Origin of the sequence: Allobosea sp. Root381, from assembly GCF_001429395.1 — a bacterium.
Taxonomy (GTDB): domain Bacteria; phylum Pseudomonadota; class Alphaproteobacteria; order Rhizobiales; family Beijerinckiaceae; genus Allobosea.
Genome location: NZ_LMJT01000008.1, coordinates 46441 through 68957 on the forward strand (window position 1 = coordinate 46441; position 22517 = coordinate 68957).

19 protein-coding genes are annotated in these 22517 nt (G+C 66.3%); 4 read left to right on the top strand and 15 right to left on the bottom strand.

Going from position 1 to position 22517, the window contains the following annotated elements:
• Positions 1 to 82: 82 nt before the first annotated feature.
• The 12 genes from ASE63_RS09055 to ASE63_RS09110 all read right to left on the bottom strand — a co-directional run bounded on the left by ASE63_RS09055 (position 83) and on the right by ASE63_RS09110 (position 16892).
• Positions 83 to 1546 (bottom strand): polysaccharide pyruvyl transferase family protein, encoded by a 1464-nt coding sequence (locus ASE63_RS09055; RefSeq protein ID WP_056799868.1) that lies wholly within the window; start codon positions 1544 to 1546, stop codon positions 83 to 85.
• The gene (locus ASE63_RS09060; RefSeq protein WP_156410271.1) at positions 1543 to 2736 is read right to left on the bottom strand and encodes a hypothetical protein; all 1194 of its coding nucleotides are present in this window, start codon (positions 2734 to 2736) and stop codon (positions 1543 to 1545) included. The genes ASE63_RS09055 and ASE63_RS09060 overlap by 4 nt, the downstream gene beginning before the upstream one ends.
• Complete coding sequence (locus tag ASE63_RS09065; protein ID WP_056799872.1) at positions 2733 to 3920, bottom strand: polysaccharide pyruvyl transferase family protein; 1188 nt, start codon at positions 3918 to 3920, stop codon at positions 2733 to 2735. The genes ASE63_RS09060 and ASE63_RS09065 overlap by 4 nt, the downstream gene beginning before the upstream one ends.
• Before the next feature lie 30 nt (positions 3921 to 3950).
• Entirely contained in the window at positions 3951 to 5276 is a 1326-nt protein-coding gene (locus ASE63_RS09070) for a glycosyltransferase family 4 protein (RefSeq protein WP_056799875.1), read from the bottom strand.
• A complete protein-coding gene (locus ASE63_RS09075) occupies positions 5273 to 7483 on the bottom strand; it encodes a hypothetical protein (protein WP_156410272.1) in 2211 nt (736 codons plus the stop codon). Before ASE63_RS09075 ends, ASE63_RS09070 begins: the two co-directional genes overlap by 4 nt.
• 4 nt (positions 7484 to 7487) lie before the next feature.
• The gene (locus ASE63_RS09080) at positions 7488 to 8231 is read right to left on the bottom strand and encodes a hypothetical protein (protein WP_156410273.1); all 744 of its coding nucleotides are present in this window, start codon (positions 8229 to 8231) and stop codon (positions 7488 to 7490) included.
• Between the two features lie 2 nt (positions 8232 to 8233).
• A complete protein-coding gene (locus tag ASE63_RS09085) occupies positions 8234 to 9487 on the bottom strand; it encodes a glycosyltransferase family 4 protein (RefSeq protein ID WP_056799885.1) in 1254 nt (417 codons plus the stop codon).
• Positions 9484 to 10317, bottom strand: coding sequence for a class I SAM-dependent methyltransferase (locus ASE63_RS09090; protein ID WP_056799888.1), 834 nt, complete (start codon positions 10315 to 10317; stop codon positions 9484 to 9486). The genes ASE63_RS09085 and ASE63_RS09090 overlap by 4 nt, the downstream gene beginning before the upstream one ends.
• Positions 10314 to 12551 carry a glycosyltransferase gene (locus tag ASE63_RS09095; RefSeq protein WP_056799892.1) on the bottom strand — a complete coding sequence of 746 codons (2238 nt, stop codon included), beginning with the start codon at positions 12549 to 12551 and terminating at the stop codon, positions 10314 to 10316. The genes ASE63_RS09090 and ASE63_RS09095 overlap by 4 nt, the downstream gene beginning before the upstream one ends.
• 105 nt (positions 12552 to 12656) lie before the next feature.
• Positions 12657 to 13478 carry a calcium-binding protein gene (locus ASE63_RS09100; protein ID WP_056800104.1) on the bottom strand — a complete coding sequence of 274 codons (822 nt, stop codon included), beginning with the start codon at positions 13476 to 13478 and terminating at the stop codon, positions 12657 to 12659.
• A 292-nt stretch (positions 13479 to 13770) separates the two neighbouring features.
• Positions 13771 to 15126: an HlyD family type I secretion periplasmic adaptor subunit gene (locus ASE63_RS09105; RefSeq protein ID WP_156410274.1), complete on the bottom strand. Its 1356-nt coding sequence runs from the start codon at positions 15124 to 15126 to the stop codon at positions 13771 to 13773.
• On the bottom strand, positions 15123 to 16892 hold the full coding sequence (locus ASE63_RS09110) for a type I secretion system permease/ATPase (RefSeq protein ID WP_082609783.1): 1770 nt from the start codon (positions 16890 to 16892) through the stop codon (positions 15123 to 15125). Before ASE63_RS09110 ends, ASE63_RS09105 begins: the two co-directional genes overlap by 4 nt.
• Positions 16893 to 17219: 327 nt before the next feature.
• On the opposite strand from ASE63_RS09110, the gene ASE63_RS09115 reads away from it, so the two are divergent.
• Together ASE63_RS09115 and ASE63_RS09120 are read left to right on the top strand one after the other, a co-directional pair.
• Entirely contained in the window at positions 17220 to 17840 is a 621-nt protein-coding gene (locus ASE63_RS09115) for a MarR family transcriptional regulator (protein WP_082609784.1), read from the top strand.
• On the top strand, positions 17789 to 19021 hold the full coding sequence (locus ASE63_RS09120) for a glycosyltransferase (protein WP_056799895.1): 1233 nt from the start codon (positions 17789 to 17791) through the stop codon (positions 19019 to 19021). The genes ASE63_RS09115 and ASE63_RS09120 overlap by 52 nt, the downstream gene beginning before the upstream one ends.
• Positions 19022 to 19038: 17 nt before the next feature.
• Here ASE63_RS09120 and ASE63_RS09125 read toward each other — a convergent pair whose 3' ends face one another.
• Positions 19039 to 19347 carry a hypothetical protein gene (locus tag ASE63_RS09125; protein WP_056799898.1) on the bottom strand — a complete coding sequence of 103 codons (309 nt, stop codon included), beginning with the start codon at positions 19345 to 19347 and terminating at the stop codon, positions 19039 to 19041.
• Positions 19348 to 19915: 568 nt separating this feature from the next.
• Between ASE63_RS09125 and ASE63_RS27155 the strand changes: the two genes are divergently transcribed.
• Positions 19916 to 20056 (top strand): hypothetical protein, encoded by a 141-nt coding sequence (locus tag ASE63_RS27155; protein WP_156410275.1) that lies wholly within the window; start codon positions 19916 to 19918, stop codon positions 20054 to 20056.
• 248 nt (positions 20057 to 20304) lie between these two features.
• Here the strand turns inward: ASE63_RS27155 and ASE63_RS09130 are convergent, their stop codons facing one another.
• Together ASE63_RS09130 and ASE63_RS09135 are read right to left on the bottom strand one after the other, a co-directional pair.
• The gene (locus ASE63_RS09130) at positions 20305 to 21681 is read right to left on the bottom strand and encodes a PleD family two-component system response regulator (RefSeq protein WP_056799900.1); all 1377 of its coding nucleotides are present in this window, start codon (positions 21679 to 21681) and stop codon (positions 20305 to 20307) included.
• A gap of 16 nt (positions 21682 to 21697) precedes the next feature.
• Complete coding sequence (locus ASE63_RS09135) at positions 21698 to 22069, bottom strand: response regulator (RefSeq protein ID WP_056800111.1); 372 nt, start codon at positions 22067 to 22069, stop codon at positions 21698 to 21700.
• Positions 22070 to 22211: 142 nt separating this feature from the next.
• Between ASE63_RS09135 and ASE63_RS09140 the strand changes: the two genes are divergently transcribed.
• Positions 22212 to 22502, top strand: coding sequence for a DUF3572 domain-containing protein (locus ASE63_RS09140; protein WP_056799903.1), 291 nt, complete (start codon positions 22212 to 22214; stop codon positions 22500 to 22502).
• Positions 22503 to 22517 lie beyond the last annotated feature (15 nt).

Here is a 22517-nt window from a genome sequence, read left to right on the forward strand (position 1 = left end):
GGCCGCCGGCGTCACGACGCCGGGCCCGCCTCGATAAAAAAATTGTGCTGAAGGCCCCGATAGCGGCGGCGCCTCCGCGATCTCACATCCGGTGGGGCGCGCCGTTGCGCTCGAGGAAGATTCGCATGCGGTCGTAGGACTGGGCGTAGGTCTTCGCGAGCGCGTTCAGGGCCCCCTCCTGATAGACCGCGCGCCAACCGCCTTCCGCCAGCGCAGCCTCCGGAACCACGGGCACGTTCAGCGTCTCGGCCAATTCCTGGCTGCGGGTGTCGTAGGCGACCAGAACGCCCGGGACGCCATGCGCGATCGCCGGCAGCACGCCGTGGACGCGATAGCCGACGGCGAGATCCAGCCCTTGCGAGAAGCGGTCGTAGCTCTCGACCTCGAAGAAGCTGAACAGCTGCTTCTCATAGATCCGGCGCATCACGGCATCGTCGGGGCCACTCCACCAGCCTGTCCTGACGAATTCGGCGACCGCCTTTTCCTTGGCCGCCGGGTCGCGCAGGAAGAAGGCCTTCTCCTCCTGCTCGCCATGCGCCGACATCACCATGTCGCTCTGCTCGTCGACCTTGAGCAGGGCTGCCTTCTGGTTACGCAAATAGGCCTGCGGATCGGCCGTGTAGGTGTGGTCCTGCTCGCGCCGCAGGCTGAAGGCGACCTTGCGGATGTCGCGCTGGTCCGGCACGCGGATCTTCAGATCGCGGTTGCGGGTCCGGAACATCGTCGGGCAGCCGACGACCTCGACATTGCGGATGCCGTTCTGGCGCAGCGTCTCGGCGCTGAAGGCGCCGCGCACGCCGATGGCGGCGCTGCGGTCGGCGACGATCGACCAGAAGCGTCTCGAGGTGTCGGAAAGCTTGATCGAGCTCTTCCGGGTGCTCGCCTGCGCCCCGACGCCGATCGCATAGACCGGGATCTTGACCTTCTCCAGTACCTCGATGGCGCGGAACCACTCCATCGTCTCGTGGATGAAGTTCGAGCCGCGCACGATGGCGAAGTCGAAATCGCTCGCATAGCGCTCGATGTCGGCCTCGGTCGGGTTCATGATCTTCATCGGCTCAAGATGGACGTAGTCCAGGAGCTTCAGCGTCGAATCGTAGACGATCATGTCGCCGATGTTGAAATAGTCGGCGAGCAGCTTCTCCATCGGCGCGCGATACCAGCGTACGCAATCATGCTGGTAGACCTCGCCGGCCGGATAAATCACGAGGCCGCGCAGCTTCGCGCCGGCCTTGAGGGGGCGCAGGTTGGAGCCCGGAGCCAGCGTGCCGGTCGCCGCATCGAGGACCGCCAGCGAGCGCGGGCGGCCGTTGGGCAGCTGCGGCAGCGGTATCGTCAGCTCCGCCTCGACGGCATCACCCGAGACGAGAGCGGCAGGCCGGATCGTGGCGTAGTCCTGGCCGTCGAGCCGCACCGTCAGGGCCGGCCATTCCGCGCCGGGGCGGCGCGTCACCGCCACCACCAGCAGGTTCGTCGTGGCGCGGACGATCTTGATGGCGGGGACGGCCGCAGCCGCGATTTCGGCATTGAGCACGGGGGCGTTCATGGCGTCTCCTTCACGATCCGCAGCTTGATGCGGACGAGGTCCCGGTCCGGCCCGATCCTGCAGCCGTTGACGCGTATCTTCGTCATGAACAGGAAGGCCTCGTCGCCGGTGGTTTCGAAATTTCGGGAGCTCGAGTCTGGATCGGCGACGGCTCCGTAGGCGTAGCGATAGGGGTCGGCGCAGTCCTTGCTCCACATCGTCGGGTGGGTCAGCAGCGTCTCCAGCGGCGACCAGTTCCGCAGGTCGTTCGACCAGCTATAGGCGACGCGCCCGCCCTCGACGTTCCGGCGCGGATCGGGCCCGAGATGGAACACAGCGAGCCAGCGCCCGCTCGGCTCGTGCCGCGTCACCGAGCCGACCGTGGTCGGCAGGTTCTTCAGCGGCTGGCAGGGCTTGGCCGTCGAGACATCGCCACGATAGGGATCGACCGCAGGAAGGGTGAAATCCGTGCCGTCGAAGCCTCGCCACGAGGTGTGATCCGCGAGATCGGTCGTCCGGTAGAGGCAGACGCCCCGCTTCTGCTCCTCGCCGCCGGTGGTCGCGATCAGTGCGTACCAGGCGCCGTCATGCTGGACGATGTTGGAAGGGTTGAAGAAGCCGCGATGGCGCCCCTGCCCCACCTCCTGCCGGAAGGCCGGCGCCGCGACGACCGACGGAGGCTGGTCGGCCGTGAAGCTCTGGCCGCCATCATGCGAGCTCGCCGCTGTGACGACGTTGTACCAGCACTTCATCGCCTCCTTGAAACGGCAGGCGCCGGGATGCTTGTCGGCATGATACTCGTCATGCATCAGCGCGAAGACATCGCGGCCATTCGGCGTCCAGGTCGCGGCGATCCAGCTGAAATCGCTGAAGGCGCTCGGATCGGGGTCGTTCTTGGCCTGGAACGAGACCGCGCAGCTGGTCTTGATCCGATCCAGCCCCGCTCCGAGCATGGCCCGGTTGCGGTGGTGGCTGGCGAAGGCGACGACCTCGCCCGCCTCGTTGCGGAAGGCGCGCAACGGCGCGTCGGGGATATGCCATTGCTCGCAGCGCTCGCGCGACCAGGCGAAGACGGTTTCCTCCTGCGCGCCCGGGACCAGCTCCACGCGATAGCGCGCTGGCTCGGCCGCGGCCGGCCACGCCAGAGCGAGCAACGCCGCGATCGCAGCCGCAGGCTGCCAGCGCAGGGCGCGGATGCGGGCCACGCTCACGCGACCCGTCGCTCCGGCGCGGCGGCGGGCGCCGGCCGGGCCTGCATCTTGTTGGCGACCTTGTTCTCGGCCAAGAAGTCGCGCATCGCGACGTAGGTCTGCGCATAGGCCGCGTTGAAGCGGTCGAAGCGGGATTGTTCCCAGTAGTCCTCCAGCCGGAAATCCTTGCCGGAGAAGACGTCGACGCTCGGGATCCTGAAGGTCTCGGCGAACTCGACCGTGCGGCTGTCATAGGTGAAGTAGATCGACGGGGTGCCGTTCGCCAGCGCCATCAGATTGCCGTGCAGCCGGTAGCCGAGCACCAGGTCGAGCCGGCGGACGAGCTTCTCGTATTCCGCGACGACGTCGGAATAGAACATCCGGCTCTGGTAGAGCGCCTCGACCTGCTCATCGAGGAACCACTCGCGCGCCCAGAAATTATCGCGCAGCGCCGCCATGGCCTGCGCCTTCTGCTCCGGCGTGCCCAGGGCCAGCTTCTTCTCTTCCGCCTCGCCCTGCGACATCAGCGTCGCGTCGAAGTGATCGGCCATCGCCTTGACGAGGTCGCGATGGAAATTCAGGTAGCGCTCGATGTCCTGGGCATAGGAATCCGAGACCTCGCGCCGCAGCGTGACGCCGACCGTCTTGATTTGGTCGAGCGGCGGCAAGGTGATCCGCAGATCGGGCTTGTTCGCGCGGAAAGCCGTCGGGCAGCCGATGATCCGGACGTTCTTGATGCCTAGGCCATGCATCACTTCGGCCGAATAGGACCCGCGAACGCCCATCGAAGTGGTCGAGTCCGCGATCAGCCGCATCACCGTCTTGGTGTCGTCGCTGAGCTGAAGGCCGCCGCTCACGGGCGCCTGCGCGCCGATGCCGAAGGCGAGCACCGGGATCTTGAGCCGGCGGAGGACTTCGGAGGTTCGCTCCCAATCCATCTCGGCATGGACGTAGTTCGAGCCGCGCAGGAAGACGTAGTCGAACTCGGCATTGAAGCGATCGATCGCCGCCCGATCGACACGGTCGATCGGCAGCGCCTCGATATGGTCGAAGTTGAGCAGCTTCAGCGACGAGTCGAAGACGAAGGCGTCGCCGATGTTGTGATAGTGGTCGATATGGCTCGCCAGGTTCAGGTAGTCGTACCAGCGCACATTGTCGTGGTCGTAGACCTCCCCTGACGGGCTGATGACGAGGATGCGGGTCATTGGGTTTCTCCCCTCTTTGGTCCGCTTGCGTCAGGCGATCATCGGTGTCGCCGCGCGGCCTTCAGGCATCGGCATGCCGCGGCCAGCGATGAGCTGCTGGTAGAGCTCGACATGTCTGGCCGCGCAGTCGACATGATTGAGCGGCTGCTTGATCCCGGCGCGCAGCCGGTCCCAAAGTTTCGGTTCGGTCAGCGCCCGAACCATGCAATCGACGAGATCCTCCGGGCTGCCGGAGCGGAAATGCAGGCCATCGACCTCGTCGGTGATCTTCTCGGCCATGCCCCCAAGATTGCTCGAGAGGATCGGGCGGCCGTGGAAGAATGCCTCCTGGATCACGATGGGCGAATTCTCCCACCAGACTGAGGGCATCACGACCCAGTCAACCGAGCGCATCAGGTTCGGCATCTCGTGGTTCTGGAAGGCGCCGCAGAAGCGCACGCGCCGGCCGGCGGCCTCGACGAGCTTGGCGAACTTGTCCTGATAGGCCTGGGGCTGGCGCTCCAGATTGCCGCCATAGACCAGCAGGATCGAGTCCTCGCCCCAGACCGAGTCGGGGATGCGCGTCACCGCGTCGATCAGCACGTCGGCGCCCTTGTAGGGCGTGAGCTGGCCGAAATAGGCGAAGCGCGAGCGACGCGGCGCAGGCTCCTCTGCGACCGGCTCCGGCAAGGTGCGCGGCGGCGCCACGGACGCGACGTCGAGGCCGTTCTCAATGACCGAGAAGCGCTGGGGCTCCAGCCCCCAGTCCTGATAGCGGTCGGCGAGGAACTGGCTCGGCGAGACGAAGTGGTCGGCTAAGCCCAGAATGCCCTTGATGAAGTTCTCCCGCGCCAGGAAGCGGGCCGGCGAGATGTCCGGAAAGCAGCCATTGCATTCGGCCGGCGAGGCCCGGTAGCAGAGCTTGAAGGCCCCCGTCTTCACCATCTGGCCGTGATGGTGGCAGATGCTGAGATATTCGTGGAAGGTCACGACGATCGTCGCGTCGGGCAGCGCGTCGCGCGCCGCGAACAGGCATTCCAGGCCGAGCCCGATGAAATGGTGGAAATGCACCACGTCGGGCTTCAGGTCGCGCAGCACCCGGACGAAATCGCGTTCGATCTCCTCCGTCGCGCGATTGGAGATCAGGAAGTGGTCGTAGTCTTCTGCGTAATAGAGGAACTCGCCGCCGAGCTGGCGCATGCTCATCAGCGCGGTCCCGCCATGGCGGGGCGTCGGCGCGCCGACCCGCGCGAGGTAGTGCGTATCGACGCCCTCGCAGGCGCGCAGGCCCTTGTGCAGGTTGTAGGAAGCGACCTCCGCCCCGCCGAGCGAGAGGGAGGGATGGGCATGGGATACGACAAGAACCCGCATGGTCATCCTTTCATGTTCGAGATGGCGAGCGCCCAGCGGCGATCGAAGCTTTTGCGGTCGGCGAGTTGCGCCAGGGCGCCGATATGGGGCCGCGCCATCTCTCCGTCGTCGGAGACATAGAGCTCGACCTCCGGGACCCAGAGCGAAGGCGCGCCGGCCATGCGCAGCTTGAGGCAGAGATCGAGCCCCTTCTCGCCGGTGGTGAAGTAGTTGCGCGCGAAGCCGCCGGCCTCGATGAAGGCGGCGCGCGACAGCACGCAGCATTCGGTGGCGCCGGCCGCGACCTCCATCGGCCCGAGGCTGCCGATCGCCTCCAGCGGATAGCCGACGAAGCGGTTGTGGACGTGCCTGTCAGCGCCCTCGCCTTCGAGCCAGGCGCCGGCCCAGCGGATGGAATCGTCCTCGAAGAGCAGCGTCGGGCTGGCGATGCACTTGCCGCCGCGGGCCCGGAAGGCGCGCTCCAGCCTGCCGAGCCAGCCGGTCTGGCGGATCTGCGCGGCTCCGGAGAGCATTGCCACAGTCTCGAAGCGGCAGGCCCTTATGCCCGCCTCCAGCGCGTCGCAGCTGTCCTCGATGCCCTCGACCAACGCCAGCCGGATCGAAAGGCCGTAGAAGCGCGCGAGCCGCCGCACCTCCGCGCCGATGCGGTCGAAGCCCTCGCCCGGTGCCGCGATCACGATCGGGACCGCCCGAATCTCGGGATCGATCGCCGCGAGTGCGAACAGGCAGGAGAGCTCGCGGGGCCGGTGGTCGAGGCCGATGACGAGACCAATCGGAGCCTCCGCATCGAAAGCGCCGACATCGAACGTCTCGATAATCCGCGGCGGGGCGATCTCGGCAGCCTGGAGCGCGGGGGCGACCTGGTTCTCCACTACGCTGGTCGCGGTCGAGGAGCGCGGGTCGAGCAGGCCGAAGATGCGCTCGAGCGAGCGACGGGCCTGGCCGCGCCCCGGGGATAGCGGCAGGAAGGCCGGGCCGGAGCCCTGCACCTCGAACTCGATGTAGAGCGGCTCGCCCGGCTCGGGGATCAGCTTCGGGGCGAAGACGATGAAGCCGTGGCTGGTGCGCCGCGAGGCCAAGGCGGGCCCGAATTGCGGGTCCTCCATGAAGGCGCTGGTGACGTCGGGGCGGTTGACGCGCGTCCAGTTGCGGTCGATCTCGCAGGATTGCGAGCCGGAACGGAGCGTGGCGCCCGTGACCTTGCGATCGGGGTCGAAGAGCCAGCCAATGATCAGGACACCGGCGCTCTCGATCACCGTCGCATCGTCGATGCCGGCCCGCACGGGTACGTCGAGCAGGCAGACCGTGTCGCGGCCGTCGAAGCGCTGCGAGGCCTTCTGCAGCTTCTCCGCGGTCGCCTGCGGTGCCGCCCCGCGCTTCAAGCCTTCGCGCAAATGGCCCGGGACCGTGATCGGTTCGAGCAGGACATAGCGTTCATAGACCTCGAGCGCCCGCCAGCCGTCATTGGCCCGGAAGAACAGCCGCTCGATCTCGCCGGGATGGCTGGCGCCGCAATCCTCCAGCATGCCAAAGAAGCCGCGGGCGCCCTCGCCGAGATCGTCACGCTCGAAGGTGCCGGCTTCGAGGACGGCCGGCGAAAGCCCGCCATGGGCGATCAGCATAGCCGTCTGGCCGGCTGCAAAGTTGGAACTCCAGCCTTGCAGGAAGATGCTCTCGTCCTGCTTGCCCATCACCTCGACGAAGCCACCGGGCTTGGCGACGGACTGGAGCAGCATGCCGACCGCGCGCAGCCGCCGGGGGTTGGCCTTCCCGGCGAGCAGCACCTCGATCAGGCCGTCGACCACATTGGGAAAGGCCTGCCCGGCCTCCTCGGCAAGGTTCGCGAGGAACGCCTGCAAGGGCAGCGGCTTCGGCGCCAGGAGCAGCCGCAGGGGCCGGCCCGGCCTGCCGAGCAGGATGGCTCCCGAGCCGGCGCGCTCGACCGGCGGAGCGGGCGCCAGGCATAGGAACCCGACGGCGGCGGCCTCCTCGGCATGAGCCCGCCGCCAGCTCAGCGGCATCGTCTCGATCTTGCTGCGCGGGTTTCCGTCGACCGCGATCGGCACCTTGCCGGGCATCGCGTCGCAGGCGCCCATGATCAGGATCGCGTTCTCGCCGAGCGGCGTCCATGGCACGGTCGGCGCGGCGACGCGCGTCAGCTCGGGAATGGCAACCTCTCTGATTCCGGCATTGGCTAGGCTGATCTGGTTCATCATCTCACCTGTGCATCAGCATCACGGCGAGCGTGACGAAGGACAGCACGGCCGCCAGGCCAGAGAGGAAGCCGAGGATCACCGTGACCTGGCGCAGGGGCGCACGCGCCTCCTTGCGGATCACGACGAGGCGCTCGTCGAAGCTGCGCAGCGTCGAGTCGAAACGCAGCTGGAAAACGTCGATTTCGGAAAGCGCCTTGGCGATGCGATCTTCGCGGTCGTCCTCGGCGGGGTTGCCTGCGGGCGCGGCCGTGCCCTCGTCGAGCCGCCTCATCACAGCGTCGAGCTTGTCGCCGAGCTCCTTCTGGGCGAGCTGCATGCGGCGGTTGAGCACCATCAGCGCCTCGACCCGGTCGAAGAAGCGCGCCAGCGGCACCGCGATCGCAGCCTCGGCGGCAAGCTCCGCCTGAGCCGGCAGCCGCAGCACATGCTCGACCCCCGTGCTCGGCGACACGCCGACGATGGTGAGCTGGTCGCGCACGGCGCTGACGGCATCGTCGAGTTCCAGCGCGAAGGCGTGGCGCCCGTCGCCGATGCCGTTGCGGCGCAGGTCGATGCGGCTCTGGTCGGCGATGCCTTCCATCAGCACGGTGCCGTCACGCACCAGCTTCACGACGAGTCGCTCCTCGGGGCGGGCCTCGTCCCAGATCCAGCCATGCAGGCGGTTGCCGTCGAGCGCGTCGACGCGCCCGTTCAGCCGCGCCGGCGTGACGTTCGGCAGACGGGCTTCTTCCTGGTTCTGTGCCATCGTCATGCTGCCACCGGAAGTTTGAGTTGGTCGAACAGGGCGAGATGGGCCTGGGCGCAATCGGCAAGCGTCGGCTGCGGGGCGATGCCCTCGACCAGCCGTGGCCAGAGCTCCTCGTCCTCGCAGGCGCGCCGGAGCGTGGCGGCGAGATGCGAGACGTCGCCCGGGCGCACATGCAGCCCGTCGACGCCGTCCCGCACCATCTCGGCCATGCCGCCGATGCCGCTAACGATCAGGGGCCGCCGGTTGTGGAAGGCCTCCTGGATGACGAGCGGCGCATTCTCCCACCAGATCGAGGGCATGACGGCCCAGTCGATCTCCGCCATCAGCTCGGGGACTTCCTCGCGCCGATACGGACCGCAATGGGTGACGGTGCCGCCGGCGGTCGCAAGCGCCAATTCGAGCGCGCCGGTGAAACTTTCGGCCTGGAACGGCGCGCCGCCATGGATGCGCAGCTCGAAATCGGTCTCGCCGCCGACCCGCAAAGCCGCGACGGCCTGCAGCAGCGGCAGGATGCCCTTCCACGGATTGAGATTGCCGAAATAACCGAAGCGATTGCGGCGACCCTCCGTCGGCCGGTGCACGGCCGGCGCGGGCTGCGGCCGCGCATTTGCGATGACCTCGATCTTGTCGCCGGGCAGGCCCCATTCGACATAGCGCTGCCGCAGGAAGCGGCTCGGCGCGATGAAGCGGTCGACGGCGGCGAGATGCGTCTTCAGGAAGCGCTCGCGCAGCAGGAAGCGATCAGCCCCGATCTCGGGGAAGCAGCCGTGGCACTTCGCCGGCGAGCTGCCCGTGCAGCGCTGCTTGTCGGTCGGGCGGACCATCAGCCCGTCATGATGGCAGATCGGGTAATAGTCGTGCAGCGTCATGGCGATCGTCGCCTCGGGCAGCACCCGGCGGATCAGCATCAGGAACTCGGCGCCGATCAGCATCAGGTGATGGATGTGGACCACATCCGGCCTGAACTCGCGCAGCAGCGTCCCAAGATCCTGCAAGGTGCCGTAATGGTCGATCTGGCTGAGATAGAAGCGGTCGAAATGGCCGCTCCAGAGCAGCAGGTCGCCGCCCTCCCCGGTCGCCTGGAAGGCCGTGCCGGGATGGGGCTGGCGGTGGATCGCGTTGGTCGCGCCCAGGAACAGCACCTCGCTGCCCTCCTCGCGATAGGCGGCGGCGAGGTCGTGCGCGAATATCTCCGTTCCGCCCGGATGGAGATCCGGGTGGTTGTGCGCGACGACGAGGATGCGCCGGCTCATCGGCCTCCCTCCCCCTTGGTCGCGAGCAGGAGGTCCTGATAGTGCTCGGCCTCGATGCCTCGCCAATGGCCGCGGCTCAACGTCTCGACCGCAAGCCCGGCATCCCTGGCCGCCTCGACCAGGAAGGCTTCGTCGACGCCGGCAGCCGCAAGGGGCGCCTCCTCGATGGCGTACCAACCCGGCCCCTCGCGCCAGCGCTGGAAGCGCAGCCGCTCCTGCCCCGTGCTGCGGCCGTCGATGGCGAAGGCGGTCAGGAACAGCCGGCCGCCCGGCGCGAGCAGGCGCGAGACTTCCTTGAGGTAGACCACGATCTCGTCAGGCGGCAGATGCGTCGCCACCGAGACCATCGAGATGAAGTCGAAGCTGCCGTCGGCGAAGCCGAACTGCACCTGGTTCCCCGGCAGCGAGCCTTCCGGGTTGTAGAGCGGGTGGGCAATGTCGAGCCGCTGGAAGCGAAAGTTCGGATAGGCAGGCGTGATCGTCTGCGTGCACCAGACGATGCCTTCCAGCACCGGGTCGACGCCGTCGTAGCTGGCGTTTTCCGAATCCAGATACTGCGTCAGCGGAACGGCCATGCGGCCGATGCCGCAACCGATGTCGAGCATGCGGTGATGCCGCTTCAGCCTGCCCAGCCGGACGAAATGGCCGAGGAACTCCGCGCCGATGGCGCGGTAGTCGCCGTCGCCGACGTAGATGCTGTCCGGCGGCGGATGCGGCATGAAGCGATTGTTCTGCACGGATTCCGCCAGCCGACCGAGCTCGACCGCCTCCGTCGGTGACATCCAGCCCGGCTCGGGCAGGATCTGTTTCAAGGCCAGTGTGGCAGTCATGCTGCGGTTGCCCTCCGGAGATTGGCGCGCGGTCGGATTTCGGGCTCGGGCTTCGCGATCTGCAGTCCGCCCCGGTCCATTTCAGCCATCAGGCGCTCGATCTCGCCGTCCCAGCGGCGGGTCTGGAGCCAGGCATTGTGCTGGGAGGCGACGCCGCGCGTGTAATCGGCGCTGCGGCTGATCGACTGGCGCTCGAGATGGTAGAGCGCGACATCGGGCACGTAGAGGATGTCGAGCCCGGCGCGGCGGATGCGAAGGCAGAGGTCGCTGTCCTCGTAGTCGCCGATGACGAAGCCGTCGTCGAAGCCGCCGAGATCCCGGAAGATCGCGCGCTTCATGACCACGCAGGCGCCCGTGATGCCCGGGACGGCGCGCTCGACATTGGCCGGCGCGTAGCGGCCGGGCATGCCCTTGAAATAGTGATGGTTCAGCCAGACGCCCTTGGAATCGCGCTGGAAAAACAGGCCGGCATGCTGCAGCGAGCCATCGTCGTAGAGCAGCTTGGGGCCGACTGCGCCAATCCTGCCGCGGCGATCGAGGCGCCGGGCGAGCGCCGGCAGCCAGCCGTCGCCGGCCGGAATGACATCTGAATTGACGAGCGCCAGAACATCGCCGCGAGCCGCCTCGGCGCCGGCGTTGCACGCGGCGGAGAAGCCGCCATTGCGCCCCATCACGACCAGCTTGATCGGCAGGCCATAGGCGAGGTGCAGGCCGCCGATGAGATGCGCGACCTCGGCCTCGTGCTCGGGCGAGTCGAGAACATAGATCAACTCGGCATTGCCAGCGAACCAGCCATCGCCGGCAAAAGCCGCGACCTGAACGCGCAGGAACTCGTAGACCTTGTACAGTGGTATGACGACCGAAACGGCGGGGCTCGCAGGCGGGTCGCCGAAGAGCTTGATCGCTGGCTCCGGCAGGCTTGCGCGCAAAGTCTCCTGGCAGGCAGCAAGCACCGGCGCGAGCGTGCGCTCCAGCATCGACGCAGTCAGGTGCTGGGGCGGAATCGCCGCCAGTGCCCGGGCGCGGATGCTGGCTGGATCATGCGGCTGGAGCGCCGGCCGCAGGAACAGCGAGGTGCCGGATTTCAGCCTGATCTCGCAGCGCGGCTGCAGGACCGGCGCCCCCTTGGCGAAACCCGGAACGAGCGCGGCGAACCGCGTCGCGGCAAGCCGATCGACGCCGTTCGCACCGGGCAGGACGGCGGAGAAGCGTTCCATCCGGTCGAGGATGGGCGTAGGCGCGCCGTCGCCGCGGTGGAGCAGGACCTGCTCGACCATGCCGTCAGGGTCGCGATACCAGCCGCCGAGCAGGAGGCCTGACGCATTGCAAAGGGCAAGATCGAGTTCGGCCGAGGGCAGATCATCGTTGCGCCGCACATTCTGCGCTGCGAGCGGCAGGCGGCGCTGCATCTCGATCGCAAGCAGGCGGCCCTGCTCGGAGAGGCCGGAGAGCTGCTCGACCAGCCAGCTGCGCAGGCCGTCGCGCCCGCTCGCCTTGCCCGCCCACCAGCGGCCGAGCGAGGGCGCGGCCTGCCGGACGGGGATGACGCGGACGAGGAAGCTTGTTTCCGTCTGCACGAGCAGCAGGACGGAACCGCTCGCCGGAGCTTCGTCGGCAACGAGATGAAGCTGCTGGCGCCCGGCGCGGTCGGCCGGAGCCAGCCGGGCGGCTTCGGACACACGGCTCAGGCCTGCACCATCGATGCGATAGATCGCCCTGATCGTGGCCCGCGGCCCGGGCAGAGCCGTCTCGAGCAGGACCTTGCCTTCCACCAGCCTGGCGACCGGGAGGGCCGGCTCCGGCTTGGGCGAGAGCGTGAGGAGGAACTGACGCAGAAAAGACAGGTAGACCGCGGTCCCTGTCATGCCGAACATCGTCGGCCAGGAGCCGGAGAGAGCGGCGGCGAGCGTGAGACGGGCCCGCGGGCCGAGATCGGCCAGGAGCTCGGCCGGATCGGCCATCTCGTGGATCAGGACCGGATCGAAGTTCGCCGTGACCGCGTTTGCGACGTGGTGATCCGAGAAGGTCGCCTCCACGCCGTCATGGCCGGCATAGCGAAAGGCCGTAGCGACCCGCCGGCGCCCGTCCTTGAGCTCCAGCAGGATCGACGCCGATGGCAGGCGGCGCCCGCCGCTCGACAGCGAGATCGCCGGGCGGCCGAATGGCGAGGGCGCATCGAGCGTCCAGCACAGCAGATAGACCGACCCGCTGAGCCGATAGAGAGCGAGATTCATCGATGCGGTGTCCGCTGCAGGAACGGGCGCGGGCGTGAGCATGGGGGGGCAAATCCGAGTGGGAAGGGTGCGACGCCGGCCGGAACGGCCGGCGTCGCTGTCTCGTCACGCAACCGTGAAGTAGTTGCTCGGATCGCTCTGGACGTCTTCCGCCGTCACGCCGACCAGCGTCAGCGTGTCGCCGTTGCCGAGGTCGACCACGGCATTGCCGCCGACAGTCGTGGTACGCGCCGCGACATCCTCGGCCGAGGCCACGCCCGTGCCGTTGATGTCCGAGGTGATCTGCAGCATGTCGGAGCCCGCCTCGAAATCGAGCACCAGATCGTTGCCGCCGCCGCCGGTGAAGGCGAACACATCGTTGCCGGCACCGCCGATCAGGACATCGTCGCCGGCACCGCCGAACAGCAGATCGTCGCCTGCGCCACCCTGGAGGACGTCGTCGCCTGCGCCACCCTGGAGGATGTCGTCGCCAGCGCCACCCTGGAGGATGTCGTTGCCGTCACCGCCCTGAAGGATGTCGTCACCGGCGCCACCCTGCAGGATGTCGTTACCGGCACCACCCTGGAGGATATCGTCACCCGCGCCGCCCTGAAGCGTGTCGTTGCCCCCGCCGCCCTGAAGCAGGTCGGCTCCGGCACCGCCCTGCAGGACGTCGTTGCCCTCCCCGCCGAACAGCACGTCATCGCCTGCGCCGCCCTGGAGGAGGTCATCCCCGGCGCCGCCGAAGAGGACGTCGTCGCCCTGTCCACCGAACAGGTTGTCGTCGCCGTCTTCGCCAAACAGCAGGTCGTCACCCTGCCCGCCGAACACCGTGTCATCCCCATCGCCGGCGCGGACGACGTCGTCCCCGGCGCCGGCATTGATGACATCGCTGAATCGACTGCCAATCAAGAAATCGTCGAACGCACTGCCTTCGATCGTGGCCATCGTCACCTCCTCGGCGATTGGAAAGCGCCCCTGGCGCACGGAAACAAATCCGCGCAGGCCGGAATTGGCGCCAATTGGCAGCGAACACCATGTCCGCCACCATCAACGACTGGGAGCCTAGCCATTATATGCAGCGCAGCAAGAGTTTTATTTTGACATTTTCATGATGAAATGAGGCTTTATACGATATTACCGCGGAAAGATTTCAGTAATACGCCTTATTTACTTCGGAATTCGAAATATAATTCGCCCCAACATTGTGCACATGCACACAAATATCCGATCAAGCGCCTCAATCCTCGCGGAATGCGCGATTGAAGCTGTCCTTGAACGGTGAGAGCAGATAGTCGATCGCCCGCCGCGAGCCATTCACGATCAACACCTCCGCGGCCATGCCGGCCTGGAGGGTGAGCCTCTTTTCCGCGAGGCTCTCGGGGCTGATCTCGGCGCGCACGATGAAATAGGCCGCGCCGGTCTTCTCATCGACAAGCTGATCGGGCGCGACATAGCTGACCTTGCCAACCAGCGGCGGCAGGAGCCTGCTGTTGAAGGCCGTCAGCCGAATCCGGGTTTCCGATCCTGTCCGCACGGCATCGATGTCGCGCGGATCGACCCTCGCTTCGACGATAAGGGGCTCGTTCTCCGGCACGATATCGAGAATCGCCTCCCCTGCCGCAATGGCGCTGCCAGCGGTGCGCATCCTGATATTGGCGATGATGCCTTCCTGGGGCGAGGTCACGACGAGTCGCCGCAGCACGTCCTGCGCCTGTACTATGCGCTCGGTCACCTCCGAGAGCTGGAGCTGTGCCTCCTGCAGTTCCTTGGCGATCTCGCTCTGGTGCTCCAGCCCGATCGACAGTATCTCCAGATTGGCGCCGGCTACCGCCTGCTCGGCCTTGGCCTTGTGGGCAGCAGCTTCGCCACCACGGCCGATGAGTTCGCTCTGCTTGGTCTGAAGCTCGACGAGCTGGCTGCGCTTGGCGTAGCGCTTCTCGTAGAGATCGGCCATTATGCGGGTCTCTTCGTCGATCAGGCTACGCTGGAAGCGATTTGCATCGATCTGGGCCTTCAAGGCCTCGGATTCGGCCTGATGCTGCTCGATGACGCGCTGCTGGATCTCGATCTTCCCCTTATGAACCTGCGCGCGGGCCCGGAAGAGCGCGCGTTCGGCCGTGACCACCTCGCGCGCGATCACGTTCCCCGCAGTGTCGATCGTGTCCGGGAACGTGATCGTGGTGGCAGCGGTCTGCTCGGCCCGCAGCCGCGCGAGCTTAGCTTCCAGGCCGATGCGCTTGGCTTCGAGGTGCTGCAGTTCGGCCCGCTGGCGTGCATCCTCCAGCAGCAGCAGCGGATCGCCCCGGGCGACGCGCTCGCCTTCCAGCTTGACGAGGCTCTTGAGAATGCCGCCTTCGAGATGGCTTACCGTCTTGCGCTGGCTGTCGACCACGACCGTGCCCGCAGCCACAGCTGCATTGTCGAGATGGGCAGTCACGGCCCAGGCGCCGAACCCGCCGAAGCCGACCCCGATGACGCAGACGCCCGCCAGGATCAGGTTGCGCAAGGACGGAACGCGCTCGTCCGAGGGCTCGGCCTCCAGGTCGAGGACCGGATTGGATTTCGGTAGCTTGAGCATCGGCAGGCGCGTCATCGCGTCACCTCGCGAATGGGACCGGGACGAGGCGCTGGCGGAACGATAGTCGGCTCATTGGCAGGCTCGACCTCGACCAACCCGCCGGGCGTGATCATCCCCGCGATCGCCGAGCGCGGCCCGAATTGACTGATCCGGCCCTCGCGCAGCACCAGGATCTTGTCGACGACCTGCATCACGGAGGGCCGATGCGCGATCAGCACGACGATCGCACCGGTCGCGCGCGCCGCGTTGATGGCACGGATCAGGCTCTGCTCGCCCTCGGCATCGAGGTTCGCATTGGGCTCGTCGAGCACGATCAGCCGTGGCGAGCCATAGAGCGCCCGCGCCAGGCCGATGCGCTGCCGCTGACCGCCGGAGAGCTTGAAGTCGCTGTCGGCGACATTCGTGTCGTAGCCCAGCGGCAAGCGCCCGATCAGTTCGTGGACGCCTGCCAGCCGCGCCGCCTCGAGGATCGCGACAGGGTCCGGCTGGCGCATGCGGGCGATGTTCTCGGCGATCGTGCCATTCAGCAGCGAGACCGATTGCGGCAGATAGCCAACCATCTCGCCGAAGGAGCTGCGCTCCCAGAGATACACGTTGTGCCCGTCGAGATAGATACCGCCGACATTGGGCTTGAGCACGCCGACGAGCAGCCGCGCCAGGGTGGACTTCCCCGCCCCCGACGGCCCGACGACGCCGAGAACCTCGCCCGGCGAAAGGTTGAACGAAATGCTCTTGATCACCGTCTGCTCGGCGCCCTGCGGCGCGAACACGGCGCGGTCGATCACCAACTCGCCCTGCGTGCGCGGGGTCGGCACGGTCTGGCGCTGCGATGCGCGCGACTGCAGCAGATCGCGCACGCGCTTCCAGGCCTGAGCGGCCAATATCCATTGCCGCCAATCCGTGATCATCGAATCGAACGGCGCCAGAAGGCGCCCGAGCAGGATGCTGGCGGCGATCAGGGTGCCATGGGAGACCTCGTTCTGGATGATCAGGACGGCGCCGGTGGCATAGATCGCCAGCTGCATCGTCATGCGCGAGGACCGCGTCAGCGCCGCGATGAACTTTCCGCGCCGCGTCCCGAGATCGAGATGCTCGATCATCGCCAACTGCTGCGCCCGCCACCGCGTCGCCAGCGCCGGGAGCATGCCCATCGCCTCGATCGTCTCGGCGTGACGCAGGCTGGCGCCGACCTCGTTGATGCTGGCCGCGCCCTCCTCGTTCGCTTCCTTCAGCACGCGCCGCGTCAGCACGTCGGCAATCACGCCCAGCACGATCAGGATGACGAGGGAGACGATGCCGACCAGCCCGTAGACGGGATGGAAAGCGAAGAGCACCGCCAGAAAGATCGGCGACCAGGCTGCTTCGAGGGGGGTCGCGATCGCGGAACTGGCGATGAAATAGCGGATGTCGTTGAGATCGCGGATCGCCTGGGTGGCCTGGCCGGAGCCCTGCTCCAGCGAGTTCGTGACGGCCGCCTGCAGTGCCGGAAGATTGAGCCGCCGCGCGAAAATGCTGGCCATCGTCTGGAAGGTCAGCGACCGGATGAACTCGATGACCCCGTAGACCGCGAGCGCGCCGACGGCGATGACCAGCAGCATGGTGAGGGTATCATAGCTGCGGCTGACGATGACCCGATCCTGAACCTGCAGCATGAACAGCGGCACCGTCAGGAGCAGGATATTCACGCAGAAGCTCAGCAGAGCCGCGTAGGAGAGGCCTCCGATAAAGGAGCGCTGCAGACTACGGATCAGCGCATCGGAGGGCGGGCTCACAGCCTTCATTCACGGGTCTCCCGAGTGAAAATCACCGTGGCTATTGACGGTAGGGAGCGCCGACGCCTTCGACCTTAGATCGAATAGAAAAATCGCCGCGCAATTCAGGTGATTGTTCGGTCAGCATAGACCATCGTATTGCATGAGTAAAATCGTAAATTAAGGCGAAAATTTGCGACATTTTGAATTTTGAAACATTTTATGTCTATATTCTCTTTGATAAATTCTTATTCTGTGTAAATAGAACGTGGCATGTGCTTTGCGTATAGGCTATTCGGTCAAGAGCATCAGCATTTGAGGGCGGATTGCCCATTTCGATAGCGAGCGGAGCAGGGAATGCATTCCAAACCGCAGATCAGCGATTATTATGTGGGCGGCATCGTGAGCGACCACCGCAAGGAGGTACAGACGCGAGACTTCATCGATCCAGGGTCGACGCGCAGCCTGGTGTCTCAGCTGGACCTGGCGAGGCTGGTCGAAAGGACGAGCCGCCGCTTTCTCGACTATCTCCGGCTGGAACTGACCAAGCTCGGCGTCGACGACATATCGCCATCGCAGGTGATGGTGCTGCTGGCTGTCGGACCGGGAGAGATCGCCGTGCGCGATCTGCTCGACCGTGGGCATTATGCCGGGTCCAACGCGTCCTACAACCTCAAGCAGCTGGTGGAGAGCGGCTATCTCGAGCGTGGCGCATCGCCCCGGGACCGGCGCCTCGCCCGGATATCGCTCGCGCCGAAAGGGCAGCTGCTCTGCGAGCGGCTGCGCATGCTCGACGAGACCAACCCCTTCGGCCAGGGCGTCGATCCGGAGCTGGAGGCGAACCTCCAGACCACGCACGATACCCTGCGCCGCCTGGAGCAATGGTGGAGTGATTCACTGCGCTATGGAGGAATCCTGATCGCGTCATGCATATCGTATTGGTTCACCGCTCAGGGGCAGGTCAGTTCGCTCATCTGATCGAGCGCCTCCTGGCCGGAGGCGCCGAGATCACCCTGATCACCGAGCGGCTGGAGCGCCAGCAGCCGGGCCTTCGCCAGATTGCCTATTCGGTTGGCGAGGCCTCGACGCAGAGCGCGACCCTGGCGGCGACGGAGTATCACGTCCGCACCGGCGAGGCCGTGGCGGCCGAACTCGGCCGGCTGCGCAGAACCGACAGGCCCGATCTGGTCATGGGGCATATCGGTTGGGGCGGGATGCTGTTCGCCAAGGACGCGCTGCCGGGCGTTCCGACGCTGGGCTATTGCGAGTATTACTACAACGGCGCCGGCTCGGATCTCGACTTCGACCCGACGCAGGCGATCGACGAGACCGAACTCCGCCGCGTGCGCATGCGCAACGCAGCACAGCTCCTGACTCTGCAGAGCCTCGACGGCGCCTATACCCCGACACGCTGGCAGCAATCCCAGTATCCGGCCGGCATCCGCAACCGCTTCACGGTCTGCCACGATGGGATCGACACAAGGCGCTGCCGGCCCGACCCCCATGCGGAACTGGCTCTTCCGGATGGCCGGATCCTGAGGGCAGGCGACCCGGTCGTCACCTTTGCCGCGCGCGATCTCGATCCGTACCGGGGCTACCCGCAGTTCATGCGCATGGCCCGGCGTGTCGCCGAAGAGAGGCCCGATACGGTTTTCGTCACCGTCGGCGGGGATGGGCCGGGCTATGGCCGCCCTCGCCTCGATCGCCGCACATGGCGCGAGGTGATGACGGAAGAGGCGGCGCTGGGAGACCGCCTCGTGCACCTGCCCTGGCTGCCGCATGAGACGTTGCTCAGGCTGTTCCAGGTCTCCGCGGCCCATGTCTATCTGACGGTGCCCTTCGTCCTGTCCTGGTCGCTGCTCGAGGCGATGGCCTGCGGATGCCTGGTCGTCGGCTCTGCCACGGCTCCTGTCATGGAGGTCGTCGCCGACGGCCAGAACGGCCTTCTGGCCCCGTTCTTCGACGAGGATGCGCTCGCGGAGCGGGTCCTGCTCGCCCTGCGTGCGCCGGGCGCCCTCGCCGGCCTGCGTGCCAACGCAAGGGCGAGCATTCTGCGCGGCTACGAGCTCGTGGCCTGCCTCGACCGTCAGATGGCGATGATCGAGGGGCTTCTTCCGCAGGACGCGCTATATCCGGACGCCTATGAAGCCTTCGCGTGAAGCGGCCGGTCGCCCTGCTATTGCAGGGTCCGGTTTCCGATCCGGCGGAAGGCCATAGCCTCCGTGATGACCTGGCCGCGCCGGATCGGGCGCAGACCGGCCTCCTCCCACCCGCTGGCGAGCATCAGGCGCGCCACCATGCGGTGGAGATGCTCGACATTCTCCGACAGATCATCGTCCAGCCAGCCGCCCCACCACTCCTCGATCAGCCCAACGAACGGCTCCAGAGGCGGCGCTCCGCTTTCCGCTGCATATTGCAGAGCAGCATTGCCGGCGGGCGACGAGATGATTTCCCAGATCTGAAGTGGCTCCGTCCCAGTCGACATTACGCGTTGTTACCCTGTGTAGGCTCAGCCAGGCTGCACTGCCGGCCTGCAGCACGGTTACTCCCGAGCTTCCAGACTGGATGCAGCGGCCTGAAATCCGCTATCCTTCATACATGTGGGGAGCCACCGCCGAAAGATCGATACCCACTTTCGTTCGACTGAATTCCCTGAAACTTCACGACCCTCCTAACATAAACTGACCCGTCACTTAACCCTGCAGAATTCGCGGGTAAGAAAAAATTCATCATCACAGCTTCGCGAGGACTATCCGCTGACAGGCGCCATCGGGCTTTGACTTGGCGCGTTGCCGGTGCGCAGCCGGAAATCGTCCAGTGAACGCGGCGTAAGCCGAACGGCTATGTGGCACTGCACGCACAGGCGATGAATTTTGTGCCGCGGCCGCCTCGATGCATATTGCAGTTACGTTCCGGTGCTATCATCTGTGCCTCGGCAGGAACGACCAGCCTTCCCGGGCGCCCTGACGCATCTTCGAGCCGGAACGCGCGCATTGGGCACCCCCGACAAGTCCTCCCACCCTCACCACGGTTCGCATGGGCCTGTCAGGCGCATGCTGAAGCTGCTCGTGGAGATCGATTCCTCACGCTTCTTCCTCAATCGGCTTGGGGCAGCGCTGGCCCTTGCCGCATTGCTCGCCGCCTTCGCCGGCATCGGCTACGGGATCCCGGCCGTGCTCTCGCGCTATTTCTAGGGCCGCGGTGGTGGCCGGCCGGCGGCGGGTCTGAGGAGGCCAGAATGCCCGCAACCGGCCGACCGAGCCCTTCGGTTTCCCAGGAGATGCGGCGGACCTGAGCTCCCGAGGGGCGTCGCGAGGCAGCGTGTTGCCGCTGCGTCGCCCGGACACTTGCAGGCGGACCTGCGGCGAATCAATCAAATACGATCGATTCACCAATCTTCATCCTTGCTTAACCTTACCGACTAACCAATCGGCGCCCTGCCCTATGCTGCAGCGGCGGCAATCACCCGGTTCCGACCGCCGGCTTTCGCCCGGTAGAGCGCGTCGTCGGCTCGTTTCATGATCTCGGACGGAGAAGCATCGCCCGCGCGGCGGCTCGACACACCGATGGACACGGTGACGGGAATCGTCCGGGTATCGCCCTGGATGCCGAAAGGCGCGCCGACGACCCGCTCGCGGATGCGTTCGGCAACGGCATAGGCGGCGTCAAGCGCGGTGTCCGGCAGCACGACGACGATCTCCTCGCCGCCCATCCGGGCGACCAGGTCGATGCCGCGGGTGCAAGCACGGACCCGGTCCGCGAACTCACGCAGCACCTCGTCGCCGGCATCATGCCCCCAGCTGTCGTTGACCGTCTTGAAGTGATCGATATCGAGCACCAGCAGGGCGAGCGAACGGGCCCGCAGGGCTGATTCGTCGAACATCGCCGCCATGCGCGTATCCATGTAGCGCCGGTTGTGCAGGCCGGTGAGCTGGTCCATCACGGCCATCTCCATCGAGGACTGCACGCTGTCGCGCAGCTTCTCGGTGAAGCGCTTGCGTCGCACCTGGGTGCGGACGCGCGCGACGAGCTCGTTGCGGTCGATCGGCCGGATCAGGAAGTCATGCGCGCCGATCTCGAGGCCGCGCAGAATGCGGGCGCGATCCTCCGCCTCCCCCATCATCAGCACCGACACGTTGCGCGTTCGCTCGAGCGAGCGAAGCTGGCTGCACAGGCGCAGCCCGTCATGATCCGCCAGGTCGAGGCTGACGACCACGCTGTCGAAATCGCCCTCTGCGGCCCGCAGCAGCGCCTGCTCCGGATCAGCCTCGATCTCCACCACATGGAAGGCGGAGAGCGCGTTCTCCAGCCGCTCGCTGACGCGCGGGCGATCCTCGATCAGGAGAATGCGCCCGTTCAGCCCGCTCTCGGAGGCCGCCGCGGCAAGCGGATCTGCGATGCCGAGGCGGCGCGAGGCCATGGCACGCGCGCGCAATTCGTCCGTCATCGACTTCAGCCTCACAAGGCTGCGGACGCGGGCGAACAGCGCGGTGTCGTCGAGCGGCTTGGTCAGGAAGTCGTCGGCCCCTGCGTCGAGCCCTTTCAGCCGGTCGCCCGGCTGGTCGAGAGCGGTGACCATCACGACGGGAATATGGGCCGTCGTCGCCTCGCTCTTCAGGCGGCGGCAGACGTCGAAGCCGTTCATGCCCGGCATCATCACGTCGAGAAGGACGATGTCGGCTTCGCCCCGCTCGCAGATGGCAAGGGCATCCGGTCCGTTGAGCGCGGTCACGACGTCGAAATATTCCGCCGAAAGCTTCGCTTCCAGCAGCTTCACATTGGTGATGATGTCGTCGACGACGAGGACGCGCGCGGACATGGGTCGCTTTCAGGCTTTAGGCCGTGCCGGCGTAGGTCCGGACCGTCTCCAGGAACTTCGCGACGGAGATCGGCTTCGACAGATAGGCCTCGCAGCCGCCCTCGCGGATCCGCTCCTCGTCGCCCTTCATCGCGAAGGCCGTGACCGCGACCACGGGGATCGTCTTCAAGGTCTCGTCTTCCTTGATCCATTTCGTCACCTCGAGCCCCGAGACCTCCGGAAGCTGGATATCCATCAGGATCAGGTCGGGGTGATGCGTCCGCGCCAGTTCGATCGCCTCGATGCCGTCGGCAGTCTTCAGCGTCGCATAGCCATGCGCCTCGAGCAGGTCGTTGAAGAGCTTCATGTTGAGCTCGTTGTCCTCGACGATCAGAACCGTCTTCATGATGCCGCCCTTCATTTGCGCCAAGGACGCCCGGCATGCTCCGGATTGTCCAAGCTGGCAGCCTCGTTCAATGATGATTCTCTAGCATGCGAGCCGTTGACGAAACGCAAACCCGATCCTCGACTCTCTGGAACTGTTTCACGCCATGCCCCGACCTTCGACCGCTCTGGACGCCGAAACCCTGGCGCTGCGCGCCCTGGCCTTCCTGGCAGCCGAGCCGGAGCGCCTCGAACCGTTCCTGGCCGCGACCGGGCTCGGTCCCGAGACGCTGCGGGCGGCAGCGAGCGATCCAAGTTTCCTCGCAGCCGTCCTTGACCACATCTGCGGCAGCGATTCGCTGCTGCTCGAGTTTGCCGGAAATCTGGGCGTAAGTCCGGAGATCGTCGCGCAGGCGCGCGAGCAGCTCAGCGGACCGCCTCCCGGCGAGCCGGCTTGAGCGAAGCCCTGCCTG

Bases quoted from the DNA above. Each gene is read 5' to 3' on its own strand.
- ASE63_RS09055 (WP_056799868.1), bottom strand. From the start codon at position 1,546: ATGAACGCCCCCGTGCTCAATGCCGAAATCGCGGCTGCGGCCGTCCCC.
- ASE63_RS09065 (WP_056799872.1), bottom strand. From the start codon at position 3,920: ATGACCCGCATCCTCGTCATCAGCCCGTCAGGGGAGGTCTACGACCAC.
- ASE63_RS09070 (WP_056799875.1), bottom strand. From the start codon at position 5,276: ATGACCATGCGGGTTCTTGTCGTATCCCATGCCCATCCCTCCCTCTCG.
- ASE63_RS09075 (WP_156410272.1), bottom strand. From the start codon at position 7,483: ATGAACCAGATCAGCCTAGCCAATGCCGGAATCAGAGAGGTTGCCATT.
- ASE63_RS09080 (WP_156410273.1), bottom strand. From the start codon at position 8,231: ATGGCACAGAACCAGGAAGAAGCCCGTCTGCCGAACGTCACGCCGGCG.
- ASE63_RS09085 (WP_056799885.1), bottom strand. From the start codon at position 9,487: ATGAGCCGGCGCATCCTCGTCGTCGCGCACAACCACCCGGATCTCCAT.
- ASE63_RS09090 (WP_056799888.1), bottom strand. From the start codon at position 10,317: ATGACTGCCACACTGGCCTTGAAACAGATCCTGCCCGAGCCGGGCTGG.
- ASE63_RS09095 (WP_056799892.1), bottom strand. From the start codon at position 12,551: ATGAATCTCGCTCTCTATCGGCTCAGCGGGTCGGTCTATCTGCTGTGC.
- ASE63_RS09100 (WP_056800104.1), bottom strand. From the start codon at position 13,478: ATGGCCACGATCGAAGGCAGTGCGTTCGACGATTTCTTGATTGGCAGT.
- ASE63_RS09105 (WP_156410274.1), bottom strand. From the start codon at position 15,126: ATGACGCGCCTGCCGATGCTCAAGCTACCGAAATCCAATCCGGTCCTC.
- ASE63_RS09110 (WP_082609783.1), bottom strand. From the start codon at position 16,892: ATGAAGGCTGTGAGCCCGCCCTCCGATGCGCTGATCCGTAGTCTGCAG.
- ASE63_RS09115 (WP_082609784.1), top strand. From the start codon at position 17,220: ATGCATTCCAAACCGCAGATCAGCGATTATTATGTGGGCGGCATCGTG.
- ASE63_RS09120 (WP_056799895.1), top strand. From the start codon at position 17,789: ATGCATATCGTATTGGTTCACCGCTCAGGGGCAGGTCAGTTCGCTCAT.
- ASE63_RS09125 (WP_056799898.1), bottom strand. From the start codon at position 19,347: ATGTCGACTGGGACGGAGCCACTTCAGATCTGGGAAATCATCTCGTCG.
- ASE63_RS27155 (WP_156410275.1), top strand. From the start codon at position 19,916: ATGCTGAAGCTGCTCGTGGAGATCGATTCCTCACGCTTCTTCCTCAAT.
- ASE63_RS09130 (WP_056799900.1), bottom strand. From the start codon at position 21,681: ATGTCCGCGCGCGTCCTCGTCGTCGACGACATCATCACCAATGTGAAG.
- ASE63_RS09140 (WP_056799903.1), top strand. From the start codon at position 22,212: ATGCCCCGACCTTCGACCGCTCTGGACGCCGAAACCCTGGCGCTGCGC.